The sequence below is a fragment of the Streptomyces sp. NPDC096132 genome (assembly GCF_044763345.1).
GTDB lineage: Bacteria > Actinomycetota > Actinomycetes > Streptomycetales > Streptomycetaceae > Streptomyces.
Window position 1 is genome coordinate 52613 of the sequence record NZ_JBIWGA010000035.1, and the last position, 15294, is coordinate 67906.

13 protein-coding genes and 1 pseudogene are annotated in these 15294 nt (G+C 71.7%); 6 read left to right on the forward strand and 8 right to left on the reverse strand.

The window, feature by feature from the left end; genetic code table 11:
- Window positions 1-109 precede the first annotated feature (109 nt).
- Complete coding sequence (locus tag ACIRF9_RS45715) at window positions 110-1177, reverse strand: RNA ligase (ATP) (protein ID WP_403835523.1); 1068 nt, start codon at window positions 1175-1177, stop codon at window positions 110-112.
- Window positions 1178-1337: 160 nt separating this feature from the next.
- Here ACIRF9_RS45715 and ACIRF9_RS45720 point away from each other — a divergent pair, with 160 nt between their 5' ends.
- Complete coding sequence (locus tag ACIRF9_RS45720) at window positions 1338-2072, forward strand: hypothetical protein (RefSeq protein WP_403835525.1); 735 nt, start codon at window positions 1338-1340, stop codon at window positions 2070-2072.
- On the opposite strand, the gene ACIRF9_RS45725 is transcribed toward ACIRF9_RS45720, so the two are convergent.
- Complete coding sequence (locus ACIRF9_RS45725; RefSeq protein ID WP_403835527.1) at window positions 2018-2749, reverse strand: 3-keto-5-aminohexanoate cleavage protein; 732 nt, start codon at window positions 2747-2749, stop codon at window positions 2018-2020. The genes ACIRF9_RS45720 and ACIRF9_RS45725 overlap by 55 nt on opposite strands.
- Before the next feature lie 245 nt (window positions 2750-2994).
- The gene (locus ACIRF9_RS45730) at window positions 2995-3597 is read right to left on the reverse strand and encodes a hypothetical protein (protein WP_403835529.1); all 603 of its coding nucleotides are present in this window, start codon (window positions 3595-3597) and stop codon (window positions 2995-2997) included.
- A 210-nt stretch (window positions 3598-3807) separates the two neighbouring features.
- On the opposite strand from ACIRF9_RS45730, the gene ACIRF9_RS45735 reads away from it, so the two are divergent.
- On the forward strand, window positions 3808-6597 hold the full coding sequence (locus ACIRF9_RS45735; protein WP_403835531.1) for a penicillin acylase family protein: 2790 nt from the start codon (window positions 3808-3810) through the stop codon (window positions 6595-6597).
- 45 nt (window positions 6598-6642) lie between these two features.
- On the opposite strand, the gene ACIRF9_RS45740 is transcribed toward ACIRF9_RS45735, so the two are convergent.
- Window positions 6643-7923, reverse strand: a complete 1281-nt coding sequence (locus ACIRF9_RS45740) for a serine-threonine protein kinase (protein WP_403835533.1) — start codon at window positions 7921-7923, stop codon at window positions 6643-6645.
- 184 nt (window positions 7924-8107) lie between these two features.
- Here ACIRF9_RS45740 and ACIRF9_RS45745 point away from each other — a divergent pair, with 184 nt between their 5' ends.
- The 3 genes and pseudogenes from ACIRF9_RS45745 to ACIRF9_RS45755 all read left to right on the forward strand — a co-directional run bounded on the left by ACIRF9_RS45745 (window position 8108) and on the right by ACIRF9_RS45755 (window position 10988).
- On the forward strand, window positions 8108-8872 hold the full coding sequence (locus ACIRF9_RS45745) for an SDR family oxidoreductase (RefSeq protein ID WP_403835535.1): 765 nt from the start codon (window positions 8108-8110) through the stop codon (window positions 8870-8872).
- Window positions 8869-10365, forward strand: a pseudogene (locus tag ACIRF9_RS45750) (AMP-binding protein). The gene ACIRF9_RS45745 and the pseudogene ACIRF9_RS45750 overlap by 4 nt, the downstream one beginning before the upstream one ends.
- Before the next feature lie 29 nt (window positions 10366-10394).
- Window positions 10395-10988, forward strand: a complete 594-nt coding sequence (locus ACIRF9_RS45755; RefSeq protein WP_403835537.1) for a TetR/AcrR family transcriptional regulator — start codon at window positions 10395-10397, stop codon at window positions 10986-10988.
- Between the two features lie 52 nt (window positions 10989-11040).
- Here ACIRF9_RS45755 and ACIRF9_RS45760 read toward each other — a convergent pair whose 3' ends face one another.
- Both ACIRF9_RS45760 and ACIRF9_RS45765 read right to left on the reverse strand, forming a co-directional pair.
- Entirely contained in the window at window positions 11041-12255 is a 1215-nt protein-coding gene (locus ACIRF9_RS45760) for an acyl-CoA dehydrogenase family protein (RefSeq protein ID WP_403835539.1), read from the reverse strand.
- Between the two features lie 5 nt (window positions 12256-12260).
- Window positions 12261-13283 (reverse strand): phosphotransferase family protein, encoded by a 1023-nt coding sequence (locus tag ACIRF9_RS45765; RefSeq protein WP_403835541.1) that lies wholly within the window; start codon window positions 13281-13283, stop codon window positions 12261-12263.
- 253 nt (window positions 13284-13536) lie between these two features.
- Between ACIRF9_RS45765 and ACIRF9_RS45770 the strand changes: the two genes are divergently transcribed.
- Entirely contained in the window at window positions 13537-14481 is a 945-nt protein-coding gene (locus ACIRF9_RS45770) for an NADP-dependent oxidoreductase (protein ID WP_403835543.1), read from the forward strand.
- A gap of 47 nt (window positions 14482-14528) precedes the next feature.
- Here the strand turns inward: ACIRF9_RS45770 and ACIRF9_RS45775 are convergent, their stop codons facing one another.
- Together ACIRF9_RS45775 and ACIRF9_RS45780 are read right to left on the reverse strand one after the other, a co-directional pair.
- Window positions 14529-14855 carry a DUF202 domain-containing protein gene (locus tag ACIRF9_RS45775; protein ID WP_403835545.1) on the reverse strand — a complete coding sequence of 109 codons (327 nt, stop codon included), beginning with the start codon at window positions 14853-14855 and terminating at the stop codon, window positions 14529-14531.
- Window positions 14852-15244 (reverse strand): YidH family protein, encoded by a 393-nt coding sequence (locus tag ACIRF9_RS45780; protein ID WP_403835548.1) that lies wholly within the window; start codon window positions 15242-15244, stop codon window positions 14852-14854. The genes ACIRF9_RS45775 and ACIRF9_RS45780 overlap by 4 nt, the downstream gene beginning before the upstream one ends.
- Between the last annotated feature and the right edge of the window lie 50 nt (window positions 15245-15294).

Below are 15294 nucleotides of genomic sequence, written 5' to 3' on the forward strand. Positions count from 1 at the left end.
GGGGTCCCCCTGCTCGAGCGAAGCCGAGAGTGGGGGAGGGCGGGCGCAGCGGCACCCCGGCAGCGCCGGGCCGCGCGCCCCACCCCCGGCCCGCCCCCACCCCGGGCGCCTACTCGTACTCGGTCCCGCCCTTCCGCGTCAGATACGCCCCGCTCACCGCCTTGGCGATCGCCCGTCCCCCCGTCACCGGGCTGTACCGCTCGACCGCGGGCCGGATCACCACGCCCTCCCGCAGATGCAGCTCCCGCCCCGACACCGTCTCCCGCCCGGTCGCGATCTCCAGCACCCGCTCACTGTCGTACACCCCCTCGTACAGCCGCGGCACCAACGGCAGCTCCCCACCGAGAACCTCGGCCGCGTCCAGCCACCGCACCGCACCCCCGATCTCCGCGGACACGTCGAACACCGCGTACCCGAGCGTCTCGCGCCGCCCGTCCGCGCCGTACGTCAGGTCCTGCACCCCCGCCCCGTACACCTCCCCGAAGACGCCGACCCGGCGCGCGCCGAGCCGCTCCGCGAGGCGGGCCGCCGCCTCGACGACGCCGTGCCCGCGCACCGCCCGCCAGTACAGGTTCCGCGGATCCTCCACCAGCGCCAGCGACTTCGCGCCGAAGCCCTTCGAGGACACGTACACCCGCCCCTCGTCGGCGACATACGTCAGCAGGCACGCCGAGCCGTGCAGCTTCTCCGTCAGGACCACCGGCTCACCGGGCTCGAAGATGTCCGGGTGGCGCTGGATGTTCTCGATGTCGACCCACGGCAGCAGATCCGGCGCCGACTCGACGTCCCCGCTCATGGTCGGCGGGATCGGCGGCACCCACTTCACGATGCCGAGCCGCTCCGCGAAGTCGATGCCCTCCGCCGCCGCCCGCGCCAGGTCCACGCCCGCCAGCGCCTGCGGCCGGCACACGATCCCCTGCGACAGCTCGCCCCGCAGCCGCACCGCCTTCACCCGGTCCGACCCGCTGCCCGCCAGCCGCCCGGTCAGCCCCAGCTCCTCGACCAGCTCGAGGGGGAGCACCGCCTGCTCGGGGATGTAGAGGGCGGCCTCACCGGTGCGGTACGCGCCCTTGGCGACGACGGCCCGGTACAGGCCGACCTGGGCCAGTTCGAGGGCGTCGGCGTTGGGGTGCTCGTGCACGGTCAGCACTTCGGCGGTGACGCGCAGCGTCGACATGAGGGGCTCTCCTTAGATACCTCAGCTCGGTTTCATCGTCCTCAACTCTCCCCACGGGAAAGGGATGGAGCGACCCGATTAGCGGCTGGTAACGTCACGCTCTTCGGCCGGCGGTCGCGAACGCGCCCTCGCGCACGGAGTCCCGACAGGACGAACTCCCATGTCCACCCCGGCCCTCGCCGCCGCCCTCGCCGACATCGACACGGTCTTCAACGGCTTCGCCAGCCCGCACGAGACCGGCTGCGAGCGCTGCTTCCGCCCCGAAGAGACCGCCTACCTGCGCACCCCCTACGCCCGGGTGCCGCTCGACGTGGTGGAGCGGTTCGTCTTCAAGGTGCCCGGCCACTTCGAGGACCACGCCGCCGTGATGCGCCGGCTGCTGCCGCAGACCGCACACGCCATGGCCGACGGCACGCTGGGAGGTGTCGGCTGGGGCATCCACGGTCTGTCCCGGGTCGGCTGGCGCAGCTGGCCGGCCGCACAGGCATCGGCCGTCGAGGCGTTCGTGCACGCCTGGTGGCAGGACGTTCTCACCACGCCCGACCCGCCGTACCGCGTCGACGACGTGTTTGAGACCTGCGCCATGATCCTCGGCACGCTCACCCCGCTCCTCGACCGGTGGGAGCCCGGCCCCGTCGCCGACGCGCACCTGGCGAGCTGCGCCGCCTCCTGGCAGTACGAACTCGTCACCGACCACGCGCCGTTCTCCTGGTGGGACCCGGACGACGAGCCCGCCGTCATCGCCGAGCACCAGGCCTGGCTCGCCGAGCACGCCCCGGCCCGGCTGCGCGCGGCGGGCGAGTCCGACCTCGCCGTCCGCGCCGAGCTCCTCGCCCTGCCCTACGACGAACGCTGGGCGCACCCGTACTGGTACAGCCCCTCGGCCACCAACTGAGCGTTGGACGCGGCGCGTCGCCCGTCCGGCAGGAACAGCGTGTCCTCCAGGCCCGTACGCGTCGCGAGCCCCAGCCGCCCGGCCAGCCGCAGCACCGGCCATGTGCCGCCCTCCTCGCCGTGCAGCAGCACGGGCCGTGCGCCGGGGGCGGAGCCGATCTCGGCCAGCAGGGCCCGCGCGGACGCCTCGGCGGTCCCCGGGTCCTGGTCGGTCACCTCCGCGAGGACCCGCAGCACCTTCGGAGCGAGTGGGGACGCGGCGAACCGGGCGGCGCCGTCCGTCCCGGACCAGATGCCCGCCTCGACACCCAGGCCCCTGCCGATCAACTGCTCGGCGACCTCCTCCGCGCCCGGCTCATGCCAGTTGACGGAGGCGAAGTCGGGCAGGACGTCCCATCCGCGCACGCGGGACAGCCGCGTCTCGGGATCCGGCTCGGCCCAGGCGCCCGTGGTCACCCCGACGGGTACCCGCACCCGCCGCCGTATCGCGTCGACGACCACCGAGACGACGCGCGGGGACAGACTCTCCCGCCCGCACGGCGTCCTGGGATGGACATGGACCTCCGTGGCCCCCGCCGCGACGGCCTCGGCCGCCGACTCGGCGAGCGCCTCCGGCGACAACGGCACACACGCGCCGTCGGCGCCCCCTCGGCGCCCGTTGAGACAGACCTGCACCATGCCTCGATGGTGCCAGGCACCACTGACATCGCCCCGGCGCGGCCGAAGCCGCGGACACAGGGGGTGCGGCATCCCCGGCGCCCCCTCGGCGCCCGTTGAGACAGACCTGCACCATGCCTCGATGGTGCCAGGCACCACTGACATCGCCCCGGCGCGGCCGAAGCCCGCGGACACAGGGGGTGCGGCATCCCCGGCGCACCCCCGCCGAACACGTGGGCCGTGCCCGCCGTGCCCTCAGAGGGGCATCAGGCCGACACCAGCAGCCGTCCGCGCCGGGCGTACGCCAGCGCCTCGGGGGTGAGCACGGGCCGCGGCACGAGTATTCCGCAGTCCGCGCAGACGGGACCCGCCGACGGCTCGTGGTCCAGGTCGTACTTCCACTGCAGTCGCTCGCCGCCGCAGACCGGGCAGGAGCAGCCCGGTTCGCGCTCCAGTGCGCTGATCAGCCGGCGCAGCACCTCGGCCAGCGGTTCACGGGGGTGGACCCGCGGGTCGTCGCACCACGCCACGCCGAAGCCGCCCCAGGTCAGCCGGTGCCAGTCGTCGACACTGCCCGGCCTGCGCAGCCCGTCGTGCTTCTCCTTCTTGCGGCGCTCGGCGAACTCGACCTCGTAGGCCAGCCACACCGCGCGCGCCTCCTCCAGTTCGTCCAGCGCGGCCACGAGCCGCGCTGGGTCGGGGGAGCGGTCCTCGGGGCCGAACCCCGCCCGGGAGCACAGATGGTCCCAGGTCGCCCTGTGCCCGTAAGGGGCGAACCGCTCAAGGCACTTGCGGAGCGAGTAACGCCGCAGTGCCAGATCGCACCGAGCGTCTCGCGCCTGTCTCGCCAGACTCCGGAAACCCGCCATCGCCTTGCACCTCCGTCACATCTGCACCTGTACTTCGGTCACTTCGGCGTCGTCGTACGGACGTCGTCGAATAGACGTATCGACATGCGATTCGGCTCCCTCCGATTTCCGATGTCCTCCACCTGCCGAAAACTTGACGCATGTTCATCTTCAATCCCGGGGATACCGCCGGTAACCTTCCGCCGACTCCCCCGTCGCTAGGAGCAGCCGATGCCACGGCGAACCCCCCGCTTCACTCTCGACAGACTGAGAACTCCCGGCAGATTCCCCGGGTTCCTGAAGACCGCCTCCGTATGCGCCCTCATTGCCGGTCTTTTGTCGCCTCTTGCCCAGACGACCGCCTCGGCGGCCACGGTCACGGCGGCGAACGACTACTGCGGCGGCCAGTGTTCCGACATCCTGCCGCCCGGCGAGAACGGCAACGCCACCCTCGCGCAGATCCTGCTCAACCAGGCCTTCGGCACCCAGCCCGACCACGCCGAGGACCAGCTCGGGCCCTACGCCAACCTGGCCAAGGGCTACTCCACCCTCACCAACGCCACGATCAACAACTTCTTCAACGACGCGTCGTTCGGTGTCGCTTCCGATCAAGTCGCCTCCACCTTGAGTCCCGCGGGCCGCACCGACGTGACGATCGTCCGCGACAAGAAGACGGGCGTTCCGCACATCACCGGTACCACCAGATACGGCACGGAGTTCGGCGCCGGATATGCCGCCGCCCAGGACCGGCTGTGGCTCATGGACGTCTTCCGCCACGTCGGCCGCGGACAGCTCACGACCTTCGCCGGCGGCGACCCCTCCAACCAGGGCCTTGAACAGCAGTTCTGGCGCAACGCTCCGTACACCGAGGCAGACCTCCAGGCCCAGATCGACAATGCCGTCGCCACCAACGGCACCCGCGGCCAGCAGGCCCTCGCCGACGCGAACGCCTACCTCGCCGGCGTCAACGCGTACATCGACGCCTCCGACAGCGGCCGGTACTTCCCCGGTGAATACGTCCTGACCGGCCACAAGGACTCAATCACCAACGCCGGCACCATCGACCACTTCAAGATCACCGACCTGGTGGCGCTGGCCTCGGTCATCGGCGCGCTCTTCGGCTCCGGCGGCGGTGGCGAGGTCAACAACGCCATCTCCCTGCTCGCGGCACAGGAGAAGTACGGCGTCACCGAGGGCACCAAGGTCTGGGAGGCGTTCCGCGAGCGCAACGACCCCGAGGCCGTCCTCACCGTCCACAACGGCGAGAGCTTCCCCTACGGCGCCAAGCCCGACAGCGCGCAGGGCCAGGCCCTGCCCGACGACGGCTCGGTGAGCACGCAACCGTTGGTCTACGACGCCACCGGCACCGGCGGCGACCAGAGCGCCTCCGCCACCGCCGCGGCGGCCACCGCGACCGCCCTCAGCTCGGCGAAACGGGGCATGTCCAACGCCCTCGTCGTCAGCGGCAAGGCCACCGCCAGCGGCCACCCCATCGCCGTCTTCGGCCCGCAGACCGGCTACTTCGCCCCGCAGCTGCTCATGCTCCAGGAGATCCAGGGCCCGGGCATCAGCGCCCGCGGCGCCTCCTTCGCAGGCCTGAGCATGTACGTCGAACTGGGCCGCGGCCAGGACTACGCGTGGAGCGCCACGACCTCCGGCCAGGACATCATCGACACGTACGCGGTCGAACTGTGCCAGGACGACTACCACTACCTGTACCACGGCACCTGCACCGCCATGGACGTGGTCGAACAGAAGAACTCCTGGAAGCCGACCACCGCCGACGACACCGCGGCCGGCTCCTACACGATGCGGGTCTACCGCACCAAGTACGGCCCCGTGGAGTACCGGGCGACCGTCGGCGGCAAGAAGGTCGCCTACACCACCCTGCGCTCGTCGTTCATGCACGAGGCCGACTCCATCATCGGCTTCCAGATGCTGAACGACCCGGACTACGTCAAGAGCCCGCAGACCTTCCAGAGCGCGGTGCAGCACATCAACTACACCTTCAACTGGTTCTACGCCGACTCCAGCCACACCGCCTACTACAACAGCGGCGACAACCCGGTGCGCGCGACCGGCGTCGACTCCGAGTTCCCGGTGTGGGCGCAGGCGGCGTACGAGTGGAAGAACTGGGTGCCGGCCACCAACACGGCCACCTACACGCCGGCCTCGGAGCACCCCAACTCCATCGACCAGGACTACTACGTCTCCTGGAACAACAAACAGGCCCTGAACTACACCACGGCCTCCTGGGGCGACGGCTCGGTCCATCGCGGCAACCTTCTCGAGGACCGGGTGAAGAAACTGGTCGCGGTCGGCGGCGTCACCCGTGCGTCGCTGGTGAAGGCGATGGCGGACGCGGCGCTCGCGGACCTGAGGGCCGAGGACGTCCTGCCCGACCTGCTGAAGGTGATCAACAGCTCCACGGTCACCGACTCCACGGCCGCTGCCGCGGTGAGCAAGCTGCAGGCCTGGGTGACTGCGGGCGGCAAACGCACGGAGACCTCGGCCGGTTCGAAGGCGTACGCCAACGCCGACGCGATCCGCATCCTGGACGCCTGGTGGCCGCTGCTGGTCCAGGGCGAGTTCGAACCGGGCCTCGGCACCGACCTGTACACCGCGTTCACCGCCAACCTGCCGATCGACGAGTCCCCGTCGGCCGCCCACGGCCCGACCGGGGCGCACGCCGGAAGTTCCTTCCAGTACGGCTGGTGGAGCTATGTCGACAAGGACATCCGGGCCGTGCTCGGCGAGACGGTGCAGGGCGGGCTGACGCAGAAGTACTGCGGCGGCGGCACGCTCAGCGGCTGCCGGGACGTCCTGATCAGCACCCTGAAGACGGCGGCCGGCAAGACCGCGGCCCAGGTCTACCCGGGTGACGACCTGTGCTCGGCGGGCGACCAGTGGTGCGCCGACTCGATCGTCCAGCGCACCCTGGGCGGCATCAAGCACTACAACATCAGCTGGCAGAACCGGCCCACCTTCCAGCAGGTGGTCGAGTTCACGTCCCACCGGTAGGTCCTGCGGCGGCGGGTCGCGCCCTGTGCGATCCGGGTGCGGTCCCTAGGTGATACGGCCCGCCGCCAGCACCACCCGCGCCAGCTCGGGGTGCACGATGTCACTGTGCGCCCCGGCCGGCGCCCCGCCCCGCCTGACCACGGCGGCCGCGTCCACGTTCACACAGCCCGACGTCGGCAGCTTCCCGTCGGACAGCGCCTCGGCGAGCCCGAACGCGCGCGTGCCCGGCACCGACTGCACCCCGTCGTGCCCCATGGCACCCCACTTGGCGCCCAGTACCTCCCCCACGAGCCCCCGAGCGTCGCCGGCCATCCGGGAAGCCAGCGGGTACATCGTGCTCAGCGCCTGGTCGAATCGCGAGTAGCAGCACACCAGGGGTCCGTCGATCCGGTTCTGGTGTCCCTGGAGCACCCCCTGCGCGGCGAACGCGTAGTGCGAGAAGGCCCCCTGGAGCAGCGTCACCGACTTCACCGTGCGCACCCCCTCGGGCAGCCCGCGCAGCGCGAACGACACCAGCCGCCCGCCGAAGCTGTGCCCCACCAGATGGACCCGCACCCCGGGCACCGCCCGCGCCAGCCGCCCGACCAGCGGCCCGAGCCCCCGCTCGCCGACGGTCCCGGCGCGCCGCTTCATCGCGTAGTACGTCGCCTGCCGCAGCAACTCCTTCGCCCCGTCCCACGGGTTGGGCAGCGCGAACGCCGGCTCCTCGCCGTCGGACGCGCATCCGGCCAGGGCGGCCGCGAACTCCTCGCAGGCGGCCGCCGCCGACCCGGTGAACATCTCCGGCTCGTCCTGCGGCACGCCCTCCGCCAGCGTGTCCGCCGCGAACAGGGCCTGCGGACCCGGCGGCACCGCGTCCACCAGCTCCCGCACCAGCCGCCCGAACTCCTCCAGCTCGCCTTCCTCCGGCGGGCGCTGTTCGAGGAGCCGCGCGATCCGTTCGATGACCGTGGCCCGGCCCGGGAACGTCTCCAGCAGCGCGTGCCGGGTGCCGTCGTCGAGCCCCGGGGTCGCGGCCACGGCCATGGTGTGCGGGAGGTCGGGGATCGGCTCGTCGCAGAACCGCATCGACGGCCACACCACGCCCGCGTACCCGATCCTGGCCGTCGCCGGGGCGAGCCGGGGGATCGGCTCGAAGAAGCGGCTGTAGAGACGGGTGGCGCCGGAGCGGTCGTTGTTCCAGCCGTGCGAGAAGACGATCAGGTCCCGGATCTTGTGCTGTTTCACCCCGGTCAGCAGCCGGTCCCGCTGTGCGGTGTCGACGTCACCGTCCGCGTCGAAGGTCAGCTCCCAGTACGGGCTCACGCTCATCGTCGGCTGTGCCATGGCGGCTCCTGTCCCCCGAAGCGGTGCGATGTGGGGCGTATCGTCCTGCTAACCAGCGGACTTGGCCATACGTCACGGCGCAGCCCGTTCCCCGGGGCCCGCGGAGACACGATCGCCCTTCCCTGCTACATACCGACCGGTTAGTCTGGTGTTCGAGCCGAATCGCGTCGCGCCGAAGGAGACGATGGTGGGAGCCGTACAGGGTGCTGGAGTGGTCGTCACCGGAGCAGGAGGCGGGATCGGGGCCGCGCTGGCCCGTCGGTTCGCCGCGGAGGGCGCCAGAGTCGTCGTGAACGACCTGGACGCCGACGGGGCGCGGGCCGTCGCGGAGGAGATCGGCGGGATCGCGGTGCCCGGTGACGCCTCGGCGGTCGTCGAGCAGGCCCGGGACGCCCTCGGCGGCACCGTCGACGTCTACTGCGCCAACGCCGGAGTCCCCTCGGGCGGCTCCGAGGCGGCCGACGAAAGCGTCTGGGCGCAGGCCTGGGACGTCAACGTCATGGCCCACGTCCGCGCGGCCCACGCCCTGCTCCCGGACTGGCTGGAGCGCGGCAGCGGCCGGTTCGTCTCCACCGTGTCCGCCGCCGGACTGCTCACGATGATCGGCGCCGCGCCGTACAGCGTCACCAAGCACGGCGCCTACGCCTTCGCCGAGTGGCTGTCGCTCACCTACCGCCACCGCGGGATCAAGGTCCACGCGATCTGTCCGCAGGGCGTCCGCACCGCCATGCTGGACGCCACCGGCAGCGCGGGCGACCTGGTGCTCAAGCCGACCGCGATCGAGCCGGACGACGTCGCGGACGCCCTGTTCAAGGGGATCGCGGAGGACCGCTTCCTGATCCTGCCGCACCCCGAGGTGGCCGGTTACTACGAGGTGCGCGCCACCGAGCCCGACCGCTGGCTGGCCAACATGAACCACCTCCAGCAGAAGTGGGAGGCCGCCGAATGACCGCGCCCGCCTCCCACTACGCGGCCAAGCCCTGGCTGGCCCTCCTCGACGACGCCCAGCGCGCCCCGATCGACCCGGCCGACTCCCTGGTGCACGCCCTGCGCCGGTCCGTCGCCGAGGCCCCGGACCGCACCGCCCTCGCCTACTTCGACGGGCGGCTGACCTACCGCGAGCTGGACGAGCTCAGCGACTCGGTCGCCGGACACCTCGCCGCCCGCGGCCTGGCGCGTGGCGACCGGGTGGCGGTCCTGCTGCAGAACTCCCCGCTCTTCGTCCTCGCCCTGTTCGGCGCCTGGAAGGCGGGCGCGACCGTCGTCCCCGTCAACCCCATGTACAAGTCGGGGGAGGTCGCCCACGTCCTGCGGGACGGCGAGGTGGCCGCGCTGATCTGCTCCGACCGGGCCTGGGAGTCGTATCTGCGGGACACGGCGGCCGGCTCTCCGGTGCGGATCGTGCTCACGGGATGCGAGCTGGACTTCCAGACGCGCGGTGACGCGCGCGTGCTGACCTTCGAACGGCTTCCGCAGCCGTCCGACGCCGACGACCTCACCGCCGTCGCCCGCGCCGGCCACAAGCCGCCGGTTTGGGGTGAGTTGGGCACGGTGGGACGTTGTACGAGCCCCCACAGGGGTGTCGCGGCAGGGCCTGCCGGAGGGATGACACCGTGTACGCGGTCGAGCGTCCGTGAACCTCGACCTACTGGGTCGGAATCCCCGCGCTTCGGTGCGAGGAGGAGGCCAAATCACCGGCATGGTCTGCCAGTTCACGTGCGGCCCGGCCTCACGGTCGGGCCGTCGGCGGTTTCAGGGGCGTTGGCCGCGTCCCCCGCCGTCACCCGCGACCACTTCTCCCTGTTCCCGAACCTCTCCGCGGACCGCGCCGCCGTGCCGCCCGTCCAGGTGGAGAAGTTCCGCGCCGGCCTCGGCCCGTACACCCGCAACGGTTACCACTTCACCAAGTGCGCAGCCACCTGCGCCACCGTCCCGCCGCTGCACGAGGCCCCGGTCGACCTTGCCCGGGACTTTCGCCGTCGGCGTGCCGGGGCTGACACGGTCGTACGGACCTACGATCAGGGCGTCGTACGTGGACCCCAGGTCGTCCCCGGCTACTGGAGGCGGCCCGGTCGGCTGTACGCGGTCGACCGCAAGAAGGACATGATCAACGCGTCCGCCGGGGGTCTGGGGGTGTCCCCCGGAAGGAGGGGCAAGGTGTGGCCGCGCGAGGTCGAGGACGTGCTGTACACGCATCCGGCGGTGCGCGAGGCCGCCGTGGCCGGGGTGCCGGACGGCTGCCGCGGGGAGACCGTCAAGGCGTACATCAGCCTGCGTCCCGGCGCGGACGCGGATGCCGATACGCTCGCCGCCTACTGCAAGGACAGACTGGCGGCCTACAAGTATCCGCGTCAGGTGGAGATCCTGCCCGACCTGCCCAAGACGGCAAGTGGGAAGATCCTCCGTCGGGAACGGCGTTCCCGCCCGCACGACAGTCAGTAACGCATCGAGGAAGAAGGCAGGTGGCGGCAGTGCCCAGGACGACGGACGGCGCAGAGGCTCCTGTTCCGCAACGGCTCCTCGCCGCCGCCACCCGGCTCTTCGCCGAGCAGGGGTACGACCGCACCTCCGTGCAGGAGATCGTCGAGGCGGCCGGCGTCACCAAGGGGGCGCTGTACCACTACTTCGGCTCCAAGGACGACCTGCTCCACGAGGTGTACGCGCGCGTGCTGCGCGTCCAGCAGGAGCGCCTGGACGCCTTCGCGGACGCCGACGAGCCGATCGAGAAGCGGCTGAGGGGCGCGGCGGCGGACGTCGTCGTCACGACGATCGAGAACCTCGACGACGCGATGATCTTCTTCCGCTCGATGCACCACCTGAGCCCCGAGAAGAACAAGCAGGTCCGCGCCGAGCGCCGGCGCTACCACGAACGCTTCCGCGCGCTCGTCGAGGAGGGCCAGGAGGCCGGCGTCTTCTCCACGGCGACCCCGGCCGACCTGGTGGTGGACTACCACTTCGGCTCCGTCCACCATCTGTCCACCTGGTACCGCCCGAACGGCCCGATGAGCCCCCAGGAGGTCGCCGACCACCTGGCCGACCTGCTGCTGCGGGCCCTGCGGCCGTAGCACGCGTGAGTAAGGGGCGGTCGCCATGGACGACCGCCCCTTACGTCATGCCCTACAGGTACTTCTTCAGCTCCCGCCGCGCCAGCGACCGCTGGTGCACCTCGTCCGGGCCGTCCGCGATCATCAGCGTGCGCGCGCCGGCGTACAGCTCGGCCAGCGGGAAGTCCTGGCTGACGCCACCCGCGCCGTGCAGCTGGATCGCCCGGTCGATGATGTCGACGACCGCGCGAGGCGTGGCGATCTTGATGGCCTGGATCTCCGTGTGGGCGCCCCGGTTGCCGACCGTGTCCATCATCCAGGCGGTCTTCAGGACCAGCAGCCGCAGCTGCTCGACCGTCACGCGCGCGTCCGCGATCCAGTTGTGCACCACACCCTGCTGGGCCAGCGCCTTGCCGAAGGCGTCGCGCGAGACGGCCCGGCGGCACATCAGCTCGATCGCCCGCTCCGCCATCCCGATCAGCCGCATGCAGTGGTGGATACGGCCCGGCCCGAGCCGCGCCTGGGCGATGGCGAAGCCGCCGCCCTCCTCGCCGATCAGGTTCGTCACCGGCACCCGCGCGTCCTCGAAGATCACCTCGGCGTGGCCGCCGTGGTAGTGGTCCTCGTAGCCGAAGACCTTCATGGCGCGCTTGACGGTGACACCCGGGGTGTCGCGCGGGACCAGGACCATCGACTGCTGGCGGCGGATGTCGGCGCCGTCCGGGTCCGTCTTGCCCATCACGATGAAGATCTTGCAGTCCGGGTTCATCGCCCCGGAGATGTACCACTTGCGGCCCGTGACGACGTATTCGTCGCCGTCCCGCCGGATGTGCGTGGTGATGTTGGTGGCGTCGGAGGAGGCCACCTCCGGCTCGGTCATCGCGAACGCCGAGCGGATCTCCCCGGCGAGCAGCGGCTCCAGCCACTGCTTCCGCTGCTGCTCGTCGCCGAACTGCGCGAGCACCTCCATGTTCCCGGTGTCGGGCGCGGCGCAGTTCAGGGCCGTCGGCGCAAGCTGCGGGGAGCGGCCGGTGATCTCGGCGAGGGGCGCGTACTGGAGGTTGGTGAGCCCGGCGCCGTACTCGGTGTCGGGCAGGAAGAGGTTCCACAGGCCCTGCCTGCGCGCCTCGGCCTTCAGCTCCTCCACCACGGCCGGGGTGTCCCAGGGGGACGCCAGCGCGGCCCGCTGCTCCTCCGCGACCGCCTCGGCCGGGTAGACGTGCTCGTCCATGAAGGCGAGCAGCTTGCCGCGCAGTTCCTCGGTGCGCGCGTCGAACGCGAAGTCCATGGCCGTCAGCCTTCCTGAAGAGTGGTCAGTCCGTGCTCGATGAAGACGGGGACGAGCTCGCCGATCCGGTCGAAGCCCCGCCCGACCGTCTGGCCCAGCGTGTAGCGGTAGTGGATGCCCTCGAGGATCACGGCGAGCTTGAACCAGGCGAACGCCGTGTACCAGGAGACGGCCGAGACGTCGCGCCCCGAGCGCGCCGCGTACCGTTCGACCAGCTCGGCCGGGGACGGGTGCCCGGGGGCCGCGGCGGTCGTGGAGACGGGGGAGTTCGGCACCTCGAGCGGCACGCTGTACATCACCAGCAGGCCCAGGTCGGTCAGCGGGTCGCCGAGCGTGGACATCTCCCAGTCGAGGATCGCCTTGATGCGGTCGTCCGAGCCGATCAGGACGTTGTCCAGCCGGTAGTCGCCGTGCACGACCGCCGGCGCGGGGGAGGCGGGCAGCTGACGGCCGAGCGCCGCGTGCAGCTCGTCGATGCCGGCCAGGTCGCGGCTGCGGGAGGCGTCCAGCTGCTTGCCCCAGCGGCGCAGCTGGCGGTCGAGGAAGCCCTCGGGGCGCCCGAAGTCGGCCAGCCCCACCTCGGCCGGGTCCACCGCGTGCAGTTCGACCAGGGTGTCCACCAGCGACAGCACCGCACCCCGGGTGCGCTCCGCACCGAGCGGGGCCAGCTCGGCGGCCGTGCGGTAGGGGGTGCCCTCGACGAACTCCATGACGTAGAACGGTGCCCCGAGCACATCGTTGTCCTCGCAGAGCAGCACCGGCCGCGGCACCGGCACGCTCGTCGGGTACAGGGCGCTGATCACCCGGTGCTCGCGCTTCATGTCGTGCGCGGTGGCCAGCACATGGCCGAGCGGGGGCCGCCGTACGACCCACTTGCCGGTGCCGTCCCCGACCTCGTACGTGAGGTTCGACCGGCCGCCCTCGATCAGCCGGCCGGTGAGGGGGCCGGCGACCAGACCGGGGCGCTCGCGCTCCAGGAGGGCGCGCAGCCGGTCGAGGTCGAGTCCGGGCGGATGGTCGGGGCTCATGAAGTCGCTCCTACGGACGGGTGAACGGGACCCGCCCTATCATGCCGACCGGTCGGTATGTAGTCCAGTGGTGACACCCAACGTGATCGGGCCCACCCTAGGCCGACCGTTCCCCGGGCAGAAGCGCGAGGCCTCGTCGCAGGCGATTTCCGGTCGCGCGGTGACGCCGTCCGCCGGACAGGCTGCCACGCGAACGGCACGGATCCGGGCACCCCGGTTGCGTGGCGTGCGCGTACCCCGGAGGGTCGGTGACATGAAGGCCATCAGCTACAGCCGGTACGGCGGCCCGGACGTGCTCGAGTTCGGCGAGGTGCGCGACCCCAAGGTCGGCCCCGACTCGGTGCTGGTCAAGGTCCGCGCGGCGGCCGTCAACCCCGTCGACTGGAAGGCACGCGAGGGCTACCTGGACAGCGTCCTCGACGCCGTCTTCCCCGTGATCCCGGGCTGGGACGTCGCGGGAGTCGTCGTCCAGCCCGGAGTGGCCGTCACCGAGTACGCCGTCGGCGACGAGGTCATCGGCTACGTCCGGGAGGACTTCCTCTCCCGCGGCACCTTCGCCGAGTACGTCGCCGCCCCCGTGCGCACCCTCGCCCGCAAGCCGCGCAACCTCAGCTGGGAGGAGGCGGCCGGGCTGCCGCTCGTGGGCCTCACCGCCTACCAGGTGCTCACCAAGGCCCTGCGGGTCAAACGGGGCGAGACGCTCCTCGTGCACGCGGCCGCGGGCGGCGTCGGCTCGATCGCCGTGCAGCTCGCCCGCCACCTCGGCGCGCGGGTGATCGGCACGGCGAGCGAGACCAACCACGACTTCGTCCGCTCGCTGGGCGGCGAGCCGGTGACCTACGGCGAAGGGCTCTCCGAACGGGTGCGCGGACTGGCCCCCGAGGGCGTGGACGCCGTCTTCGACACCATCGGCGGCGACACGCTGAAGGTCTCCGCCCAACTGCTCGCCCCGGAGGGCCGCCTGGTCTCGATCGCCGACGGCGACGTCGTCGGCTACGGCGGCAGCTATTTCTTCGTACGGCCCGACACCGAGGACCTCACCCGGCTGGCGGAACTGACCGAGCAGGGCGTGGTCTCCGTGAACGTCTCCGAGACGTTCCCCCTGGAGCGCGCGGTGGACGCCTACCGGCTGAACCAGGAGGGCCGCACCCGCGGCAAGATCGTGGTGACGGTGGACTGGTCCGACGAGGAGACCTAGGTCTAAAACTGAGGGCCTGTCTTTCGGATCAGGCCTGCTCCGAGTGACTAGACCACCAGCGCCGCCGCGCACACCGCCGTCGCCACCGCGTACAGCACCGCCGCGGTGGCGTACCGCGGGGCGAGCGCCGCGGGGGCGGGGGCGGCGGTCAGGGCCCGGATCCTGCGGTGGGCCAGCAGCAGGAAGGCCAGCCAGAGGCCGACGCACAGGGCGCAGGCGACGATCCCGGCGGCGGACGGGCCGCCGTGCAGCGCGGTCTTCATCGCGAGCACCGTGGCGACGGTGCCCGACAGGGTCGTCCGCCGCCAGGCCAGCCGGGTCCGCTCGGGCTGAAGCCCGGGATCCCGGTCGGCCGACGCCGGTGCCTCGCTCATCCGGCCCATCCGAGCAGCACCACCACGACCATCGCCACGGCCACCAGCGCGACCACCACGCTCAGCAGGGCCGGGAAGCGGGACGCCGGCAGGTCCTCGCCCCGGCGCATGGCCCGCTCGCAGCGCATCCAGTGGTTCACCGCGCGCAGCGAGCACAGCACGCCCGCCGCGAGCAGCGCCAGCGCGAGACCCACCCGCCAGCCCCAGCGCAGGTCCGGCAGGAACTGGTCCACCGCGAAGCCCCCGCCGATCAGCGCGAGCGCGGTGCGCAGCCAGGCCAGGAACGTGCGCTCGTTGGCCAGCGAGAACCGGTAGTCCGGTGTCCTGCCCTCCTCCCGCACCTGCTCGGGCGCGAACCACAACCGGACGTTCCGTACGAACTCGATCACGCGCAGGACCCTACCCGGCGCCCGCCGAGGGGGCGTTGTCAGTGGTGCCG

Excerpts from the sequence above, each read along its gene's own strand:
- ACIRF9_RS45765 (WP_403835541.1), bottom strand. The coding sequence starts at position 13,283 with ATGAGCCCCGACCATCCGCCCGGACTCGACCTCGACCGGCTGCGCGCC.
- ACIRF9_RS45745 (WP_403835535.1), top strand. The coding sequence starts at position 8,108 with ATGGTGGGAGCCGTACAGGGTGCTGGAGTGGTCGTCACCGGAGCAGGA.
- ACIRF9_RS45735 (WP_403835531.1), top strand. The coding sequence starts at position 3,808 with ATGCCACGGCGAACCCCCCGCTTCACTCTCGACAGACTGAGAACTCCC.
- ACIRF9_RS45775 (WP_403835545.1), bottom strand. The coding sequence starts at position 14,855 with ATGAGCGAGGCACCGGCGTCGGCCGACCGGGATCCCGGGCTTCAGCCC.
- ACIRF9_RS45760 (WP_403835539.1), bottom strand. The coding sequence starts at position 12,255 with ATGGACTTCGCGTTCGACGCGCGCACCGAGGAACTGCGCGGCAAGCTG.
- ACIRF9_RS45725 (WP_403835527.1), bottom strand. The coding sequence starts at position 2,749 with ATGGTGCAGGTCTGTCTCAACGGGCGCCGAGGGGGCGCCGACGGCGCG.
- ACIRF9_RS45720 (WP_403835525.1), top strand. The coding sequence starts at position 1,338 with ATGTCCACCCCGGCCCTCGCCGCCGCCCTCGCCGACATCGACACGGTC.
- ACIRF9_RS45715 (WP_403835523.1), bottom strand. The coding sequence starts at position 1,177 with ATGTCGACGCTGCGCGTCACCGCCGAAGTGCTGACCGTGCACGAGCAC.
- ACIRF9_RS45770 (WP_403835543.1), top strand. The coding sequence starts at position 13,537 with ATGAAGGCCATCAGCTACAGCCGGTACGGCGGCCCGGACGTGCTCGAG.
- ACIRF9_RS45730 (WP_403835529.1), bottom strand. The coding sequence starts at position 3,597 with ATGGCGGGTTTCCGGAGTCTGGCGAGACAGGCGCGAGACGCTCGGTGC.
- ACIRF9_RS45740 (WP_403835533.1), bottom strand. The coding sequence starts at position 7,923 with ATGGCACAGCCGACGATGAGCGTGAGCCCGTACTGGGAGCTGACCTTC.